22 protein-coding genes and 1 pseudogene are annotated in these 15,638 nt (G+C 34.1%); all 23 read right to left on the bottom strand.

All coding sequences use genetic code 11. From position 1 onward, the window contains the following. Positions 1-80 precede the first annotated feature (80 nt). The 23 genes and pseudogenes from PBF_RS24220 to PBF_RS24120 all read right to left on the bottom strand — a co-directional run bounded on the left by PBF_RS24220 (position 81) and on the right by PBF_RS24120 (position 15,422). The gene (locus PBF_RS24220; protein ID WP_035333514.1) at positions 81-530 is read right to left on the bottom strand and encodes a hypothetical protein; all 450 of its coding nucleotides are present in this window, start codon (positions 528-530) and stop codon (positions 81-83) included. Positions 531-637: 107 nt separating this feature from the next. Next, entirely contained in the window at positions 638-793 is a 156-nt protein-coding gene (locus PBF_RS25685) for a YvrJ family protein (protein WP_081757371.1), read from the bottom strand. Between the two features lie 83 nt (positions 794-876). Beyond that, positions 877-1,113: a hypothetical protein gene (locus tag PBF_RS24215; RefSeq protein WP_035333513.1), complete on the bottom strand. Its 237-nt coding sequence runs from the start codon at positions 1,111-1,113 to the stop codon at positions 877-879. Between the two features lie 5 nt (positions 1,114-1,118). Continuing rightward, positions 1,119-1,703 (bottom strand): sigma-70 family RNA polymerase sigma factor, encoded by a 585-nt coding sequence (locus tag PBF_RS24210; RefSeq protein WP_035333512.1) that lies wholly within the window; start codon positions 1,701-1,703, stop codon positions 1,119-1,121. A 223-nt stretch (positions 1,704-1,926) separates the two neighbouring features. Then, positions 1,927-2,142, bottom strand: a complete 216-nt coding sequence (locus tag PBF_RS24205) for a hypothetical protein (protein WP_035333511.1) — start codon at positions 2,140-2,142, stop codon at positions 1,927-1,929. A gap of 51 nt (positions 2,143-2,193) precedes the next feature. Further along, positions 2,194-3,168, bottom strand: a complete 975-nt coding sequence (holA, locus tag PBF_RS24200) for a DNA polymerase III subunit delta (RefSeq protein WP_035333509.1) — start codon at positions 3,166-3,168, stop codon at positions 2,194-2,196. A gap of 822 nt (positions 3,169-3,990) precedes the next feature. Next, entirely contained in the window at positions 3,991-4,218 is a 228-nt protein-coding gene (locus PBF_RS24195) for a DNA translocase FtsK (protein ID WP_035333507.1), read from the bottom strand. Positions 4,219-4,310: 92 nt separating this feature from the next. Continuing rightward, positions 4,311-4,487: a hypothetical protein gene (locus PBF_RS26310; RefSeq protein WP_160169290.1), complete on the bottom strand. Its 177-nt coding sequence runs from the start codon at positions 4,485-4,487 to the stop codon at positions 4,311-4,313. Between the two features lie 272 nt (positions 4,488-4,759). Further along, positions 4,760-5,443, bottom strand: coding sequence for a DUF4046 domain-containing protein (locus PBF_RS24190; RefSeq protein WP_035333505.1), 684 nt, complete (start codon positions 5,441-5,443; stop codon positions 4,760-4,762). Positions 5,444-5,597: 154 nt separating this feature from the next. Next, positions 5,598-6,164, bottom strand: a complete 567-nt coding sequence (locus PBF_RS24185; RefSeq protein ID WP_035333504.1) for a site-specific integrase — start codon at positions 6,162-6,164, stop codon at positions 5,598-5,600. 604 nt (positions 6,165-6,768) lie between these two features. Continuing rightward, positions 6,769-6,888: pseudogene (locus PBF_RS25680) on the bottom strand (HNH endonuclease); the annotation flags it as partial. Between the two features lie 354 nt (positions 6,889-7,242). Next, positions 7,243-7,617 carry a hypothetical protein gene (locus tag PBF_RS24175; RefSeq protein WP_035333502.1) on the bottom strand — a complete coding sequence of 125 codons (375 nt, stop codon included), beginning with the start codon at positions 7,615-7,617 and terminating at the stop codon, positions 7,243-7,245. A 206-nt stretch (positions 7,618-7,823) separates the two neighbouring features. Beyond that, positions 7,824-8,660 (bottom strand): hypothetical protein, encoded by an 837-nt coding sequence (locus PBF_RS24170; protein WP_035333500.1) that lies wholly within the window; start codon positions 8,658-8,660, stop codon positions 7,824-7,826. A gap of 2 nt (positions 8,661-8,662) precedes the next feature. Continuing rightward, positions 8,663-8,956 carry a hypothetical protein gene (locus tag PBF_RS24165; protein WP_051489009.1) on the bottom strand — a complete coding sequence of 98 codons (294 nt, stop codon included), beginning with the start codon at positions 8,954-8,956 and terminating at the stop codon, positions 8,663-8,665. Between the two features lie 60 nt (positions 8,957-9,016). Further along, positions 9,017-9,187 carry a hypothetical protein gene (locus PBF_RS26305; RefSeq protein WP_160169289.1) on the bottom strand — a complete coding sequence of 57 codons (171 nt, stop codon included), beginning with the start codon at positions 9,185-9,187 and terminating at the stop codon, positions 9,017-9,019. A gap of 470 nt (positions 9,188-9,657) precedes the next feature. Next, on the bottom strand, positions 9,658-9,894 hold the full coding sequence (locus tag PBF_RS24155; protein WP_035333498.1) for a hypothetical protein: 237 nt from the start codon (positions 9,892-9,894) through the stop codon (positions 9,658-9,660). A gap of 155 nt (positions 9,895-10,049) precedes the next feature. After that, a complete protein-coding gene (locus PBF_RS24150; protein ID WP_035333497.1) occupies positions 10,050-10,943 on the bottom strand; it encodes a hypothetical protein in 894 nt (297 codons plus the stop codon). 1 nt (position 10,944) lies between these two features. Beyond that, positions 10,945-11,457: a sigma-70 family RNA polymerase sigma factor gene (locus PBF_RS24145; protein WP_035333496.1), complete on the bottom strand. Its 513-nt coding sequence runs from the start codon at positions 11,455-11,457 to the stop codon at positions 10,945-10,947. Positions 11,458-11,780: 323 nt separating this feature from the next. Further along, a complete protein-coding gene (locus PBF_RS24140) occupies positions 11,781-12,602 on the bottom strand; it encodes a hypothetical protein (protein WP_035333495.1) in 822 nt (273 codons plus the stop codon). Positions 12,603-12,615: 13 nt separating this feature from the next. Further along, positions 12,616-13,134, bottom strand: a complete 519-nt coding sequence (locus PBF_RS24135) for a hypothetical protein (RefSeq protein ID WP_139266896.1) — start codon at positions 13,132-13,134, stop codon at positions 12,616-12,618. Between the two features lie 220 nt (positions 13,135-13,354). Further along, complete coding sequence (locus tag PBF_RS24130; protein ID WP_035333493.1) at positions 13,355-14,095, bottom strand: helix-turn-helix transcriptional regulator; 741 nt, start codon at positions 14,093-14,095, stop codon at positions 13,355-13,357. 14 nt (positions 14,096-14,109) lie between these two features. Then, on the bottom strand, positions 14,110-14,421 hold the full coding sequence (locus PBF_RS24125; protein WP_152539740.1) for a hypothetical protein: 312 nt from the start codon (positions 14,419-14,421) through the stop codon (positions 14,110-14,112). A gap of 488 nt (positions 14,422-14,909) precedes the next feature. Continuing rightward, entirely contained in the window at positions 14,910-15,422 is a 513-nt protein-coding gene (locus PBF_RS24120) for a hypothetical protein (RefSeq protein ID WP_035333491.1), read from the bottom strand. Between the last annotated feature and the right edge of the window lie 216 nt (positions 15,423-15,638).

Below are 15,638 nucleotides of genomic sequence, written 5' to 3'. Positions count from 1 at the left end.
CGGAATGAGACTATTCCGAACCCCTTTTGTCTACAAACTGAAAGAATGTTCGGTTATTATTCCGAACATTCTTTTTTTGATTATAAGGTAATCCAGCCACTACCGGAGTGAACTCGTTTAATTACTCCTCTACCTGTCACAAATCGAATTCGTTTACCATCTACTGTATATTCTATAAATGGAAGTTCAACTTCCATTAAATCGTATTTTGGATTATCCTCCATAAATCTTTCCAAGTAACCCATTTCCCAATATCCATTGTAAACCAAGTTTTGGAGTGTATTTTTAGCACTGGGAGCTAAACCAACTACTAGTCCAGTTACACCTGCTACAATTCCTGCAGGAGTACTTGCCACAAATACTAGTCCTAACACAGTGGCTGTTGTACCTAATAGGGATTGTAACTTGCTATAATTATTATTTTTGAAACCTTCAGTCCAGATATCTTGTTGTGCTCGTTGCATGTTTCTTATTTGACTCAAGCTAACTGTAATTTTAGCTGCATATTCACTTCCACCAGTTATAGCCATAATATATTTACCTCCACAATTTTAGTACAAGTAATTTCCCGCGCGGTTATTAACTTGTTACTATATAAAGAGAAATTCAAAAGAAAAAATCAACCCTTTTTAAAAAATTATAATTTAGATTTCATAAATTGCTGCAGCTGGGAAATTGCCTCTGTTAATCCCTCGATTCTCTTTTCGAACCTAATTAAAAGATAAATGGCAACCATAACAGGGAAACCGAAATTAGCCAGAATTCCCACAATTTGAGGAAAATTTATTTCCATTATCAAACACCCCCTTTAGCTATAAAGAGTTGGAACGTAGGTATAAATCAACCTTTAAGTGCTATCTAAATATAAAAAGCAAGCTAACTGTTGTTAGCTTGCTGAATGGCTTTATTGGTGAATACCTCATAGTAATCAGTAAATGTTGGAGGAAAGTCTATTTTACCGCCAAGAACCGCTTCTACAATTTTCAATTTAATTTCTTGTTCCAAATCATCTCGATCATTTAAGTCAACACTTAATAGTGATTTCTTAATCTTTGGATTCATAATCAAAAGTGCTTTGGTTAGTATCTCCTTTTTATCTATATATTTTTCCACTTAAATTATCCCCTTTTTTCATATTGCTTCCTTATTTTCATTAAAGCTTTTTTCTTTGTTTTTGCTATGTTTTGAGGACTTTCGTTGAGTATTCTTGCTATCTCAATCTGTTTCAATTGATCCCCGAGAATAAGCTGGATTACTTCTTTTTCTTTTTTACCAAGTTTCATAAGAATTTTATATAAGGCTTCATCTACGACTAATTCAAATATGTTTGAAGATTCTCCTTCATTTACAATAGTAAGCTGTTCTTGTGTGACTGATAAATAATCCAACATAGTGGAATTACTCTCATTATTTGGTTGGTCTACTAAAAGCGGGAAATTTTCCTTTTGTTTCCTTCTGCGCTTATTAAAATCAATAGAAAAACGAAATGAAAGAGTAGAAATATATTTAATTAAACGGCATAAAAAAAAGTGCTCTACAAACCGTCTATCCAGCTGATTTTGAGCCTCTATATCCCCGTCAACTACAGATAATTCTAAGAGAGAAAGGTTCCTAGAATCATCGAAAAAACTTTGTACAATAGGTTGTGATAAAAATTCGGTATTCTTTTTCTTAAACTCGCTCAAACTACTGTATTTTTCCACTAAGACACACCCCCTATTAAATAAAGAGCAAGTTCAAGAAAAAAAAACAACCAAAACAGAACATTTGTTCCTATATTTTAGCATATTTTTAGAAATACTTGTAATTATTAGGGGGAATTTACCTATACGAAAACTATTACTAATATTTGATTAGGTACTCAGATCAGGACATTTTTTCATTTCGGGTAGATAAAAAGCCCCCCTATCTAAGGGAGGCTTTGATTTATAATCCACTATCTAAAAATGATCCTAATAAAACCACTCCTACCATTACTGCAGAAACTAAGGTCCCAACAATCAAGTTGCCAATCATCCTTTTTATACGTCTTGATTTTTGATTTCTCCTTTTAATCTCCAGTGCTAGTGCTTGTTTTTTCTGTTGTTCCTCTATAATCCTATGTCTTAAAGGACTCATTTCAACTTCGTAAGTGTATTTCATTTAAATTCCTCCTTAAAAAATGAGCAATAATTATTGAATGCAAAGTATGGTTTATGCGATTTTTGCAATAAAGGATTCTAATGCAAGTTCCTTGCTTACCTGACCCGTTTTCATTTGGTAATCTAGCTCAGTAAGCTGAGATAAAATTCCAAGCAGCTCATTACCTTCGTATTGGACAGATAAATTCATATTCATATTGACCAAAAAAGGTGGAAGCTTTATTTTGGAAGCGATTTGACCATTACTAAGTCCCTCTTTTTTCAATTCCTGTAGCTGAAAAAGAATGCGGAATTGGCGAGCGATTAGATTAATAATCTTTATAGAGTCCTCTCCTTGTCTGAACATGTCTTCAAGTAAGAGGAATGCTTCTTCTGCCCTTTTTGAAACAATGGCATTGATCAATTTAAAAATGTCTTGCTCCAATGTGCGTGAAACGAGCTGTTCGATATGCTGCACTTCAAGCTCATTACCTGGACCTATATGTAAGGCCATCTTTATAATTTCATTTTCTAATTGATAAAGGTTAGAACCTATATAAGAGATAAGAAGATTTATTCCTTCTGTGCTCATTGAGACTCCTTGTTCCCTGGTTCTTTTATACACCCAATCAAAGAGTTGGCCGCCTTTTAACGATTTCGCCTCATAGACAGCTGCCAACTTCTTTAGATTTTTAACAACCTTTTTTCGGTTATCCAATTTTTCATAAGGAACCATAATTACTAACACGGCATCTCCACTTGGTTTCTCCATATAGGAAAGGAGAGAATCCAAGTTGTGATCCACTTTCTCGCGAGCTTTTTCAGTTGTGAAAAAATATGCATCTTTGACAATTACGACCCTATTTCCACCTAAGAAAGAAATGGTTTGACAATCATCTAACGCTTCTTGAATAGAGGTCTCTCTAGCGTCATGAATAGTTACACTTAAATCTCTTTCTTCCGGTGGAATAGTATTGTTAATTATTTCTTGTTTCTTCTTTTCCAAAAAATATCTCTCAGGACCAAATAAAACATGTACGTTTTTCATTTTGCCTGCTCCTTCCTCTTCAATTTTTGAATTAATAGGGCAAATAGCAACATTCCAATGCTGTTTGCTGCCATGCTCCCTAAGTCACCCAACATTGAATAAACAGCAACTTGTAAACCGGTATAAGCCCAGTAGGAATAAAATAGAATCCGTAGCAAGACTTCCACTCTCCTTAAAAATTTTTGGCCATAAAAAAAGCGCTCTACTCAAAATGATTAAATCCATTGCTACTAAAATAGTAGATTTAATCACTTTGAATAAAGTGCTTAGTAATTTAAATTGTTAATCCCGCATGGGTTTAACATAAAGTTACAAGATTGGTATATGTTAATTATAAGTAAATTGTGAAACTATTGGAAGAATAAAAACAAAAAGTTTGAATAAAATACTCTTGACCAAATTTGCCCCGATTTAAATAGAAAAAGCAGAGGATATATAAATATATCGGTCTGCCTTGATAACTAGCTGGCTAACCATTTTAGAATTTGTTATAGTATTAACCGGAGTTTAGCTTAATTTCTATGCGACACCATAAATGGAGAATCTGGTCAATAATCTCCAGAATTAGAATCAGAACCCGTATTTGAGCCAGAAGATGTATCCATTATAACCGAGGCTGTAGTTATTAGATTGCTATTGTTTATCGTAGTATTGTAAGTTTTTGTTTTAAGCTGAAGAGCTCCAGTTTCAGAAGAATGTTTCTTATTGGGATATATAGCTTCAATAGCCCTTCGCTCATTTGTTATGTAGTTGCAAATCAAACACCTACCATCCTTAAACATACGGACATTTCGGCACTGTGGGCATTTTAAATAGGACAACCTAGTTATCACTCCTATGTTTCTTAACTAATACTTCTCTGGGTAGTGGACCATTATAGGGGCCAACAACACCTTCTTCTTCCATGCGGTCCATAATCATAACTGCAGAAATGAATCCTATTCTTAATCTCCTTTGTAATAAAGAAATGGAGGCAGTTTGTTCATCGATCACAACTTGCTGACCTTCCACATACCTTTCATTTGCTACGGATTTTGTAATTCTCCTCATTTATTACTACTCCTTATCCTTTTTATTTGATGTTTCATAAAACGACTTAAATTTTTATGTTGGTTTGTAATTATAGGTAACTAATAGCAAGATTAAAATTTATCCATCAAAAAGTGATAAGCTTTATAAATCCATATACCGGTAAAAAATAGGCCCACAACTGTGGCATAAATATTTCTAATAATTTTCAACACGCAATAAATAATGACAACTGCAGCTATTAAAATCCAAGTTGTAGGTGTAATTAGTAATCCAAGCAAAGTGTCCATTGAAATCCCCCTTAGTAGTTCCGAAATCTTCTTATACATATAAGTTTAATAACTTGTAAATATAAGCGCAAAAAAGCACTTTTCCAGTTCTTAAACGACAAAAAAGGCACAAATGCTTTTTATGGCGTTTAAACACTCGAAAAGTGCTTTAATAGTTAGTTGACTCTTACCGCTTGGTATGAGCTGAAAAGTAAAAATCAATATATGAATATCATAGCCTCTTACAATTTATTTAACAAGATGAAAAATATTATTGCTGGGCATGATTGCTTCTATTCATATTGCTTAACATTTAAAACATATGTGATCGAACCTGGTGAAACGTTAAACAGCTTTGCAAGGTCCCTCTGCGAGTATTTTCCCGTTTGGGAAAGGAATTGTATTGTCTTACTTTGTCCAAGCGTTAGTTTATAACCAGCACGTTCCCGTAAATACGTCCAGTCATGTTCAGGAAAAGCGTGCTCGACTGCAGCGCATGCATTGTTATGAAACACTAGCTGTAACATCCCACCTAAATTGTTCCGATGAAAAGTTGATCCTGAGACATGATTTGCAATCTGCTCATTGCTCCAATTTAACTTTTGTGTGAATAACCATCTTGTTGCTTTAGCGGTCTGTTCCTCTGTCCAAAATCCTACCGGTACCCGGCTTTTTTGTAGTTCCCAGGGATTTAACTCCCATTCAGGGAAGCTTTCAGATACATAAGGGAAAATATTGTTTTTATACGCTTTTTGCAGCGCTCTATCTAATTTATATTCCTTCAAAAGTGAGAGGTTGAATGTTTGACAAAGAGTTTTACGGTTCATTGAAAGTTTTTCAAGAATTAGATAGCGGAGTAATTGCTGTGCATTTAATTTTCCTTCAGGTGTTCCGGCCCAGGTGTCTATCGGGAATCTGGATCTTTTTCCTGTTAGTACTTCTAGATAAATAGAAACAATATAATTTTCATGAGTCATATGGAATCTCCTTTATATGGAAGACCTAATGAAATTGTAACTCAAATTCTTGAATGAATATTTGATGAATTTTGTAGATTTTGTTAACCTTTCTTAATCAAAAAAAAGAACCTTGCGGTTCTTTTTTACAGATGCGATCCTCGATTTTACAAATTTAATGAACATTACTCCAATCGACTATATCAAAATCTTCCAGTGCTTTGTCCTGCAAATCCTGTGTGATCCCAATATATTTAAGCGTTATTGATGGAGCAGAATGATTAAATAACTGCTGTAACATAGCAACATCTTTTTTCCTCTGATAAAAATGATAACCAAAGGTCTTTCTTAAGGTATGGGTACCAATTTCCTCTAATCCAGCTTTCTTGGCTGCTTCGTTTAGGATCGCATAGGCTCTCTGCCTTAATATCGGTTGGTTGGAACCTTTTCTCGATTGAAATAGATAATCGTCATCTTTCATTTCTTCAATATAATCATTAATGATAACCCGAACAGAAGGAGATAATAAAAATCGTTTTGGCTTCTTAGTTTTCTTTTCAATAATACTCACATGAGTTCTATTCCTTATATCCCGGACTCTTAGCTTCAACAAATCCGAAATTCTTAAACCTGTCTGTGTTCCCATAACAAACAAAAAATAATCTCGAAAACTTCTTTTTTTCAAGATTGTGGCAACCTCTTGGATCTTTTCAAGGTCCCGTATCGGCTGAACTAAATTCAATTTACCTACCCCCAATCTATAAATCCAATATGTATCATTTAATCATACATTGCACTTCAATATGTCCGATATAAAAATTATACTATATGTAAAATAAGCGGTCTAGGCTTACAGCCACAAGGGGTTACGACCTTATTACCGAATGATACAAAATGACTATTGTGTATCATTCGTTATTTAAGGAAGTTGGCCTACCTGAGTGTAATTATTTTTATCTTGTGGAGTGTAATAAAAATATAGAACAAAAATTATATATACTATTGTCGGAGAATCGCGTTTTAAGCAAATTATCTTTAGTTAATCGATACCTTGGGCATCTAATTTGCTGTATGAAAGATGATAGAATTTTCGGTAATCAGGTATCGCCTCAATAATTAGATAAAACTAGAAAATAAGTAAGCAGCATAATATTTGGGGTACCGCTTTTTTAACTAGGGTAAAAAGCCAGTCCATTCAACTCAGTTTAAAAATTCATATTTATGTACTAATTGAACAATGGAGGAAAATTTATTGAAGGAGAATATGTGCAAGATTGAATACAAGGAAAATTAACATTAATAAATACCCTTTTACTATATTGATTTTTATCAATAGTGACTTGTCATTGTCGTTTACATTCCTGACATTCATAGTTGTCACGTTTCTTTATTTTCTCTCGTAGCTTCTTCCATTCTCCACTATCATAGAACTTACGCTTTTGTTGCTCTGTTTTAAATTCGGCCATTCGGTAACCTCTCGCTTACTTTTTTTGACTTGTTTTTACTATAGAATAAAAGTGTAAAAGAAGGGTGAATAATGTTTTATGTAAATGAGCATGTGAGCATAGAAAATCTTTTCTTATTAATCGTCAGAAAAAGAAGTGAGATGATTAGACTAGCGAATGTAAATGGTCTCTTAAATAAGGAAACAATATAGTGTAGTCAAGAGCTTGATTCGTTATTGAATAAATTTCAATCAAACAAATTACAATTAGTGCCTGTTACTACATCAATGTATTTCTCGAAAGGCACTACTTTTTCTATTAAGTTTCTTCCCCATCCACTGCTTTTTCCAAAATAAAAAGCACCTAAAATAGGTGCTATCTAAGTTTATAACGCTTATGAGCTTGATCCATATTACTAAAACTTAATACTCTTGGTTTATCTGTTATAGGGCAATAAAACACTGGATTATTACGATTATTAAAACCTTCTATTGTTACCCACAATCCATGGAGTTTTTTAGGTACTTTAGAATCTCTAGAGTATTTTATCTTCACTCTATAATCCCTTTTTAGATTCGCCCATAATGATCGCTTATAGCAATCATCACATTTCTCATCTTGATAAGAGTGTTCGTAACTTTCTATCTGCTTATTACATTGCTTGCAATAATATTTCTTTTTTAGGCTTTCTATTTCTTCTTCGATATACTCCATTGATAATCCAGGCCGAATTCCTGGGTCAAAAAACATATTATTACACCCCCACCCCCTATTATGAGCAAGAGGACCTACAGGAACAAACACTATCGTTCGTCAAATAATGACAAAACAAAAAGCACCCAGAAGGATGCTCTATAATGCGCTAAATAATTCCTTAAATTGGTTAAATCCCTTGTCACTTTTACGTTGATTATCTATTCCTTGAATCACTGATTCATAGTTATCGAACTTTTATGTTAGGTCACAATAGGTAGGTGCTCGATATATTTACTACTCTTAATTATCATCTCGGTAGACTTTTTTTCATTGTATTTATTTTTTCTTAAAAATCCGTATGCTATGACTTTATGACCTAGAAGCTGATTCTCTGTATAGGTGAAATGAGGGAAATATTTCTCAAATACTACTAAGCTGAAATTTTTACCTTCTTCAAAGTTTAGGTAGTATACCTTCTCTCTTTTAATAAAATTACTTATTGTCCCATAAACAAAATATGGAGTCTTTTCAAGAGATTTATTCTCCCATAAAAGTTCATGGGTTCGTGCTGGTTTAATGATCAACTGTGATAGAGGAATCTTATTGCCTTTAACATGTATGATAATGGATGCCAGGACATCCGGTTGGTGGTCTTTAATTAACTTTACAACAGACTTAAGTGAAGATATGCTGCTAGGTGTTAAGGAAGAATCATTCTTTACTTTAATAGCCTGTGGCGGTTTATTTTGTTGTTCCCTCTCAACGACCTTAGCTTCAAAATCTGGATCAATTCTATTCAAATTCATCTTGATGACAATCTGCTGCATGTCCTTGGCCAGCAAATCATTTTGATACTGCTCACATTTTTCTATGGTTTCTACAAAACTCAATTTTTTTGACAGTCCACAGTTGTCTGTATGCTTCGACTTCCCTTTTCCACTTGTTTTAAAGTGTGGTGCTACACTGCCTTGAGCTGGAACGAAAATGACAGGAGCTTTGCAAGAGCTATCCAAACAGTAAATGTTGTGGCCATGTTTTACATCTTGGTACTCAAAAGCACTGATTACTTTTCCGTTTGCTAAAACTGCAGCATTCACGTTTATCCTCCTTCCTTTGAAAGGTTGCGGATCTGTTCCTGTAATCCGTGATAACGTCTTGCTAGATCCCTCATTTCCTCCTTAATAGATTGAGGGATTTCATTCAGAGTATCTGCAATTGTAAATCCTATAGACATTTGCTGAGATGCTCTTCCCATAAAAACCAAAGTCTGAAAAATATAGTCATCCTGTTTTCCTAATGCTCTAAATTTCTCTTTTTCAAACAAATCATTTTCCCTTTCCTCAACAAAATCTACAAATCGATGATTGGTACTAATAGCATCTTCAATGTACATGGTTTGTCTCCTTTAACATTTTCATTTAACTTATGATTAGAGCTAAATCATTGAACGGTATTAATTACTGTAAAAAGATGAAAGCTTTTGGATGTCATTCATATTGCCGTGAATCCCCATTTCAATTTTTAGAATGGTACTAGGGAGCAGTCCACATCCATTACTAACTTCAATAAGCAGTAAATTCATAGCTTTTCTTTTTTTCTTAAATCCATTTGCAATTGCGTTCATTTATATTTCCTCCTAATAAAAAACGGAAGAACTGCAAACAAGGTTTCATCCCTGATTGCGGTTCTTCCGCTTTTAGTAATATGTATTTACCATATTTTATCATAGATTAATTAAAAATTTCAATCTTAGAATATACGAAATGGTGCCGCTAAGACCATTCTTTTTCTGTATTGTGAGTATAAGCGTTCATCGTTCTTGGATAAGCAGCTTATCATTGATGAACTAACTCCATAAGCCTTACCATCTCCATAGTAGATCCAATTGAAAAGGATTGGAGTTATATTGTTTAATTCAGAAATTTGATGTATTAATTTTTTTAGCTTTTTATGTGACAGCTCATTTTCTGATAGTTCTAAAAGATGAATGTGGCCGCCTTTAATGTCTGTAAACATTTCGATTCTTTGATGATAGCAAAAAGGGATATTCATACTCTCTCCTTCATTTGGTTTGCATTGTAAAAAGAACTTAAGCTATTGTTGCTTAAGATCATTGTTTGTAATATTAAGCTCGAACTTTGCTTGTTCAAGTGCTGCAAGATTAACAGAATTTAAAATTAATGGTTCAAGCTTTTTAAATTCCATCTTCCCTTTTTCTTTTTGCTCTTTTGTACCGTAGTTAATCATTCCATTAATCACAATCATCTTCTGTAAAAGAACAGCTGTATCTAATTGATCTAACCCCTTCATATCAGGTTTATTGGTATTCATATTACTTCCCCCTTACATGCTATTAAATAGATATTCCATTTTGTTTTATTAGGACAATCATATGCGGAAATCATTTTAATTGCAAAATCCCAAGAAAAAACACCATTTGTCAATATTCATGAACTTTGAGAAATGGTGTTTTCCTTGGTGAGACCTTATTCTAAATAATCTTCAGCATTTAAGTCTTCATTAAACTTTATTTCATTTACATGGACTTCTTTGGTCATCTTTCCATCTTTATCATAAGAAATATATTTGAGTAATACCCCAGATTCGGTATCTACCCACATTTTAAATGTTTCAGATCTGAATTTTTCCTTGCTGTTTTTATCAAATTCCCCTTCAATAACTTTAACCTTCCTTCCAAGGAGTGTCCCTTCCTCTTTTATCTCCCAGTTTTCTAAAACCCTTAAATAATGTGCTGGGGCTTGGGGAAATGTAATAAAACTAGAATAATGAATATAAGAAGGCCTTTCTCTGTAGTTATAGCCTGGTATTCCATCATTCATAATCACAAAAGCATCTTTAAGCGTTTCCCATTTTTCGAATAAATTTTGTGTGAATTTGTCTACAATTGTTCTTTTATCTTCTGATACAATCTCACCTTCTGGCGAATCTTCATATACAATTCGTTTGTTTCCATTGGATTTTTCTTCAATGTAGATATTATCATTGATGTTAATTTGAACAGTTCCTCCAGGAGTGTCCCCTTCACTTATCTTAAATTTCACTTGTTCTTTTTGTTCTCTGAGGTAATCTGTTTCCTGATATTGTCCTTGTACAGTCTCATAATATAGGACGGAATTATACATCTTTAATTGCAATTCCATCTTTTCAGCACTTTGATCTATAGCATAAGTTATTATTTGATTCGCTGTAGAAAATAAAAGCAACCAGATCATAGCTGCACTCGAAAAGATAATCAAAGTTTTTTGCTTGATATTTCTCCTTCTCGATCGCTTAATAGTATCTAAAAGGATTTCTTTGTCTTCATCATCAAATATTATTTCTTCAAATCCATCCTCTATTACTTTTTTTATCTCTTCCATATTAAATACCTCCAGACTTATCAAAAATCTCTTTGAACACTTTTCTAGCTCGAGAAATACGGGTCCTTGCTGTATTTTCGTTTATATTTAAAAGACTTGATATTTCTTTAAGAGAGAGATCCTGATAATAATATAGGATTAGAATTTCTCTGTATTTTTCATCGATGGAAAACAACATGTTTCTAATTTTTGTTCTCTCTAATTGTTTAATAAATTTTTCATCAATATTCAATTCAACAGAAATAAGTGGTTCTTCGTCTGTAATTGTAGTCCTTTTTTTATAAGAGCTTTTAAGATAATCTTTACATTCATTTACTGCAGTTCTTATTAGCCAGTATTTGATGGAATCCTTTTTTTGTATTGTATTAAAATTTTCATATGCCTTTAGAAAGGTGTTTTGAGTAACATCCTTTGCTAATTCTTTGTCCTTTAGATATGAATAAGAAATTCTGGTAATATCATTTGAATAAAGGTGAATGATTTCTTTAAATTTTTGCTCTTTAGATTTAAACATTCTCGCTCTCCTGACTTAGATTCATTAAGAAGACGAACAACTGAAAAAAATGTTTCAAAGATCAAGTAAATATAGCATGTTTATTAATTTTTATCATGGTTGCCTACAAAGTGGTGGTATCCTTTTGATTCTGAATATAGTTAGATTGAAAATAAATTTTATCGGTTAATTAATCTTTTCAATATGCAGAGGATAATGTAATGGAGATAGGAACATTAGGGGGGCTTTCCCTCTGGTGGGAAAGCCAGAAAGGGTATGATGGAGGTAAAATAGTAAGTATATTAAAGGAAAAAGAGTGAATAAAGAATTCACTCTCCTTAAGGTTAATATATCTCAGTTTTCTTGTAATTTTTAGGTACGGCCGGGACAGCGATACGGTCTTTGACATTTTGGTTCAATTTAATAGATTTTGTAATTTGGCTAATTACTACATCACCAGTATCATTGTACTCTTCATAATTTAATAAAATCCCAGTGTCTTTACTAACCCATAATTTAAAGGTCTTAGCTGAATGCTTTTTCTGATAATAATCATTTAAAGTACCTTCTATTACAATAGTATCCAAGTTATGCAAACCACCGTTTTCCTTGCTTAGAACGTCTGTAATTTCCCATTGGTCATAATCCTCAAGGAATCCCATAGCAATACTTTGAGGGTATAAAGAGTCTTGGGCTATCCCCATTTGAGTTGGATCTACATAGTGAACGTAGACTTTTTCTCCGTTTTCCTTTTGATATCTAGCTTTTGGCTTTTTATCTTCTTTTTCTAAATGAGCCCACATTTCCTTACTGAAATTTTCCGGGACGGCTAACTCATTATAGGCTTCTTTTTCATGATCAATGATTAGACTGGACTTTTCATTAAAAGATTGAGTTGATTTCTCACCATGATCATTCATAGTTACAACAGATGAAGGATTATCTTTAGTTTTCACATGATAATCTACCGTGTATTCTATTCCTGTGTTATCACTATAAACAAAGTTTCCTTTAGCGGATTTAAAATAATTAATCGAGTTTAACATTTTTGAATGAATTTCTTCTTTACTAACTTCTATAGGCTGAGTCGTATTTGTTATTGGATTAAATGCTGCTAATATAACTACAAAACAAAGAATAGAAAGTGTTAACGTTAATTTTTTCAAGGGTATCGCCTCCTTAGTCTACTAATTTCATTCCATCAGAACCGGTATTTGTACCACTTGGGCCATTACTTGAAACCCCGAATATAGGAGAAGATGTGTTAATTAATTGCGTACTTATTTTATTCCAACCACCCGGAGCAGTTTTTTGATTAAGTGTCCCAATATTTCTTCTAGTAGAACCAAAATCCCAATAATATGTTGCCTTAGTATTAGTGAAATCATAGTTATTTAGATAGGCATAAACACCCCACCAGCCAGCGTAACTAGAACAACCACCTATGCTAAACTTATAGTAATGAATCATATCACCATGTGCCCCATACTCAATTAAATATGTACCTTGATCGGGACCTGAATCTGGCTCAAGAACCCATTTAGCTGATCCATTATCGTACGAAGCATCAAGAAAGGTATTTCCCCCGCTATGAACTGTATAGTCAGGACAACTTGCTGCTTTTCCTTCAAAAGGGTTTGCAAAAGTTGCTAGTATCGTAAGTAAAGCGATTACGAATAAATTTGTTTTTTTCATCATTATATCCCCCTTCTTTCAAAAAATGATAAACTTCTACAAAATTCTACCAAATTCACCTCCGTTTACTATTTTATACATTTAAGGGATAAAATTACAATAGTACTTTTTAACCACCCTTCAATAAACACAAAAAAACCTATTGAAATAAATTTTCAATAGGGTGATATGAGATCTATAAGGATGATTTATAAGCTAGCTTACTAGAGTAATGGCCTTTGAACTACAAGAATTTTAAAACTGAAATTAAATAGTGTTGTACAGCTTGAACTCTTTCAGCTGCAGAATCAGCAATCTGCTTATAATGATGTTTTCCTTCCTCAGTAATCCTCAATAACCGTTTCGTCCTAGTTACGCCTTCCCACTTTCCAACTAATAGACCGTTTTTTTCCATATCCCTTGCAAGTTTGTAATGATAACCGCTACTGGTCACCCACCCATACCTTTGCATTAATATCTCCTCAATGCCGGCCATATGAATGTGCCCCTGGTTCATGGCTGCTTTTAATGTGACATACCGGACTAGATCCATCACTGAAACCAATTTGGCAAAATAATTTCGATGTTCATCTGGAAGCTCATGCTCAACCGGCGGATTATTACCGGACCTAGTCAAATCGTAGACAAACCGGTCGATGACCATTTTGACTTCATAGAGGCGCTCTTTAAAATTCAGCTGGTACCACTGGTAAAGGGATTCCCCTTTCTTTGTAATGTTGTAGACATTAAAGGAGCCCTCTTTCTCCAGGAGCAAATGCCCGCTCTCGGCCAGCTCTTTTGCCACTTTGCAAAAGTAAGCGTAACTATGTCTTTTACCATTAAACCTCTCGGTTAACTCTTTATAAAGTGCTTTTGGATAATTCGTGCCTTCCATCAGGGTCTTTAGAATAAAGAGCGTATTTAATTCCCTCTGGCTAAGACCGATGATTTCGATGGAAACTGGCTGCCTTTGTTTTTCCTCCATTTAACTTTCCTCCCTTACAGCAAAATCAGATCCCCGCTGTAAAAGTAACCTTTAACGTCTCTGTCAAACCCAACCTCGTAGCATACCTTCCCCTGGGAATTCGTTTTAGCGGAAAGGATAATGCCTTTTTTGTTGCTGAAGTCTTTCAAATAATAAAAGTCCTCCGGATCCAGCGGTTCCTCCTCCTGGACCTTCCGGATCTTCACGTCATCGCCGATTTGAAAAACCATCTCCTCTTCCGCAAGAGGGGAGGCTTCCTCACACTCAAATATCGTCAATTGTTCCATCAATCCATCACCTTCATCATAACTATAAACTATTTTCAAATTCAGTAAACCTCGTTAGAGTATTCTTCTACACTGTATGCCGCTTTTCCTCCCTTCTCCCGCTTTTTTTACCTTGAACAGCCCGTTTTTTCCATTTCATTTATTCCGAACCCATCACATTCATTCGATTCATTTCATCCTTCGAACCCATTAAATCATTCAATTTTTTCGAATCCATTCCATCCCTTCGAATCATCCAATCCTTCGGAACCATTTTCTCGAAAGAAAGGGTGGGGGTTTGTCGCGCGTCGCAAGCGAAGCCTGCAGCAAGTCCGAAAAAACAAACGCTCTCCCACAATTCAAAGTCAAAAGCGAGCGGTTTAAGAGGACCGACGGGCCAACGAACAGGGAAAAACTGGATATAATGAGGGTATAAGCGGGAGAAGAGCGGACTTGGAGCATGCTGAGGGAGGGAATACTCTAGCGAGGTCTGCTGTTAAGTACTCATTGCTTTTTATGTGGCCAGCTGCTGTCCCATCCGATTAGATTCAGGCCGTTTCTTCAGTAGAAACATATAAATGCTCCCATTCTTTTCTTATATCAAGGCAATGGTAATGATAGTCTAGTCGAATAATTTCAGTTTGATGTAAAATTTTTAGAAACGTTAAAAATTCACTAAGGTGGTAATTCAATACATGAGCTTTACCCAACCTTGCTGCAATTAGACTGCCTGGTATATTGTGAGTGGCATCCGACAACTTCCCAATAACAGCAAGGTGAAAATGTAGATTTGACTTGCTCATATTTTCTGTTTTAATTGTTGAGATATTTCTAACGAAGCAACAATATAAATATAAGACATCAGCTGCCAGCCTTTCTATTTCCTCTGGTGTATATGATTCTAAGTTTTCTTGAACTACCTCTTGCAACTGAAAATATTTATTACTTTCATCGTAAAAATATTCCTTAAAATCTATATTAGTTTCTTTAGTTGTTCCTATACTTTTTAATCCATCTTCCTTTGTAAATGTATACTTCCGTTTCCGTAACCACCCTAACATTATTACTTCCCCCTAATCCAATTATGAAAGCTGTTGCTACACTTTTCTCAAATAAGCTTGCAATTAATAAGATATTCTATCTTTTATAAAGGACAATTTTAAAGTGAGTGGAGTGATTTCTTAATTTTTTTTCGAATATCTTCATTACTTTCTCCTTATCTAGGCCACCGGTCCCTGTATTTGGCAAGCAAAAAATGTAATAAACGGCAGTTAAAA

Origin of the sequence: Cytobacillus firmus DS1 (genome assembly GCF_000565285.1) — a bacterium.
Taxonomy (GTDB): domain Bacteria; phylum Bacillota; class Bacilli; order Bacillales; family Cytobacillaceae; genus Cytobacillus; species Cytobacillus firmus_A.
The sequence above is the reverse complement of the archived record's forward strand: the minus strand, read 5'-3'. Positions and strand labels throughout refer to the sequence as shown.

Coding starts and splice junctions, on each gene's coding strand:
- PBF_RS24220 (WP_035333514.1), bottom strand. CDS start 530: ATGGCTATAACTGGTGGAAGTGAATATGCAGCTAAAATTACAGTTAGC.
- PBF_RS25685 (WP_081757371.1), bottom strand. CDS start 793: ATGGAAATAAATTTTCCTCAAATTGTGGGAATTCTGGCTAATTTCGGT.
- PBF_RS24205 (WP_035333511.1), bottom strand. CDS start 2,142: ATGAAATACACTTACGAAGTTGAAATGAGTCCTTTAAGACATAGGATT.
- holA (WP_035333509.1), bottom strand. CDS start 3,168: ATGAAAAACGTACATGTTTTATTTGGTCCTGAGAGATATTTTTTGGAA.
- PBF_RS24195 (WP_035333507.1), bottom strand. CDS start 4,218: ATGAGGAGAATTACAAAATCCGTAGCAAATGAAAGGTATGTGGAAGGT.
- PBF_RS26310 (WP_160169290.1), bottom strand. CDS start 4,487: ATGGACACTTTGCTTGGATTACTAATTACACCTACAACTTGGATTTTA.
- PBF_RS24190 (WP_035333505.1), bottom strand. CDS start 5,443: ATGACTCATGAAAATTATATTGTTTCTATTTATCTAGAAGTACTAACA.
- PBF_RS24175 (WP_035333502.1), bottom strand. CDS start 7,617: ATGTTTTTTGACCCAGGAATTCGGCCTGGATTATCAATGGAGTATATC.
- PBF_RS24165 (WP_051489009.1), bottom strand. CDS start 8,956: ATGTACATTGAAGATGCTATTAGTACCAATCATCGATTTGTAGATTTT.
- PBF_RS26305 (WP_160169289.1), bottom strand. CDS start 9,187: ATGAACGCAATTGCAAATGGATTTAAGAAAAAAAGAAAAGCTATGAAT.
- PBF_RS24155 (WP_035333498.1), bottom strand. CDS start 9,894: ATGAATACCAATAAACCTGATATGAAGGGGTTAGATCAATTAGATACA.
- PBF_RS24150 (WP_035333497.1), bottom strand. CDS start 10,943: ATGGAAGAGATAAAAAAAGTAATAGAGGATGGATTTGAAGAAATAATA.
- PBF_RS24145 (WP_035333496.1), bottom strand. CDS start 11,457: ATGTTTAAATCTAAAGAGCAAAAATTTAAAGAAATCATTCACCTTTAT.
- PBF_RS24135 (WP_139266896.1), bottom strand. CDS start 13,134: ATGATGAAAAAAACAAATTTATTCGTAATCGCTTTACTTACGATACTA.
- PBF_RS24130 (WP_035333493.1), bottom strand. CDS start 14,095: ATGGAGGAAAAACAAAGGCAGCCAGTTTCCATCGAAATCATCGGTCTT.
- PBF_RS24120 (WP_035333491.1), bottom strand. CDS start 15,422: ATGTTAGGGTGGTTACGGAAACGGAAGTATACATTTACAAAGGAAGAT.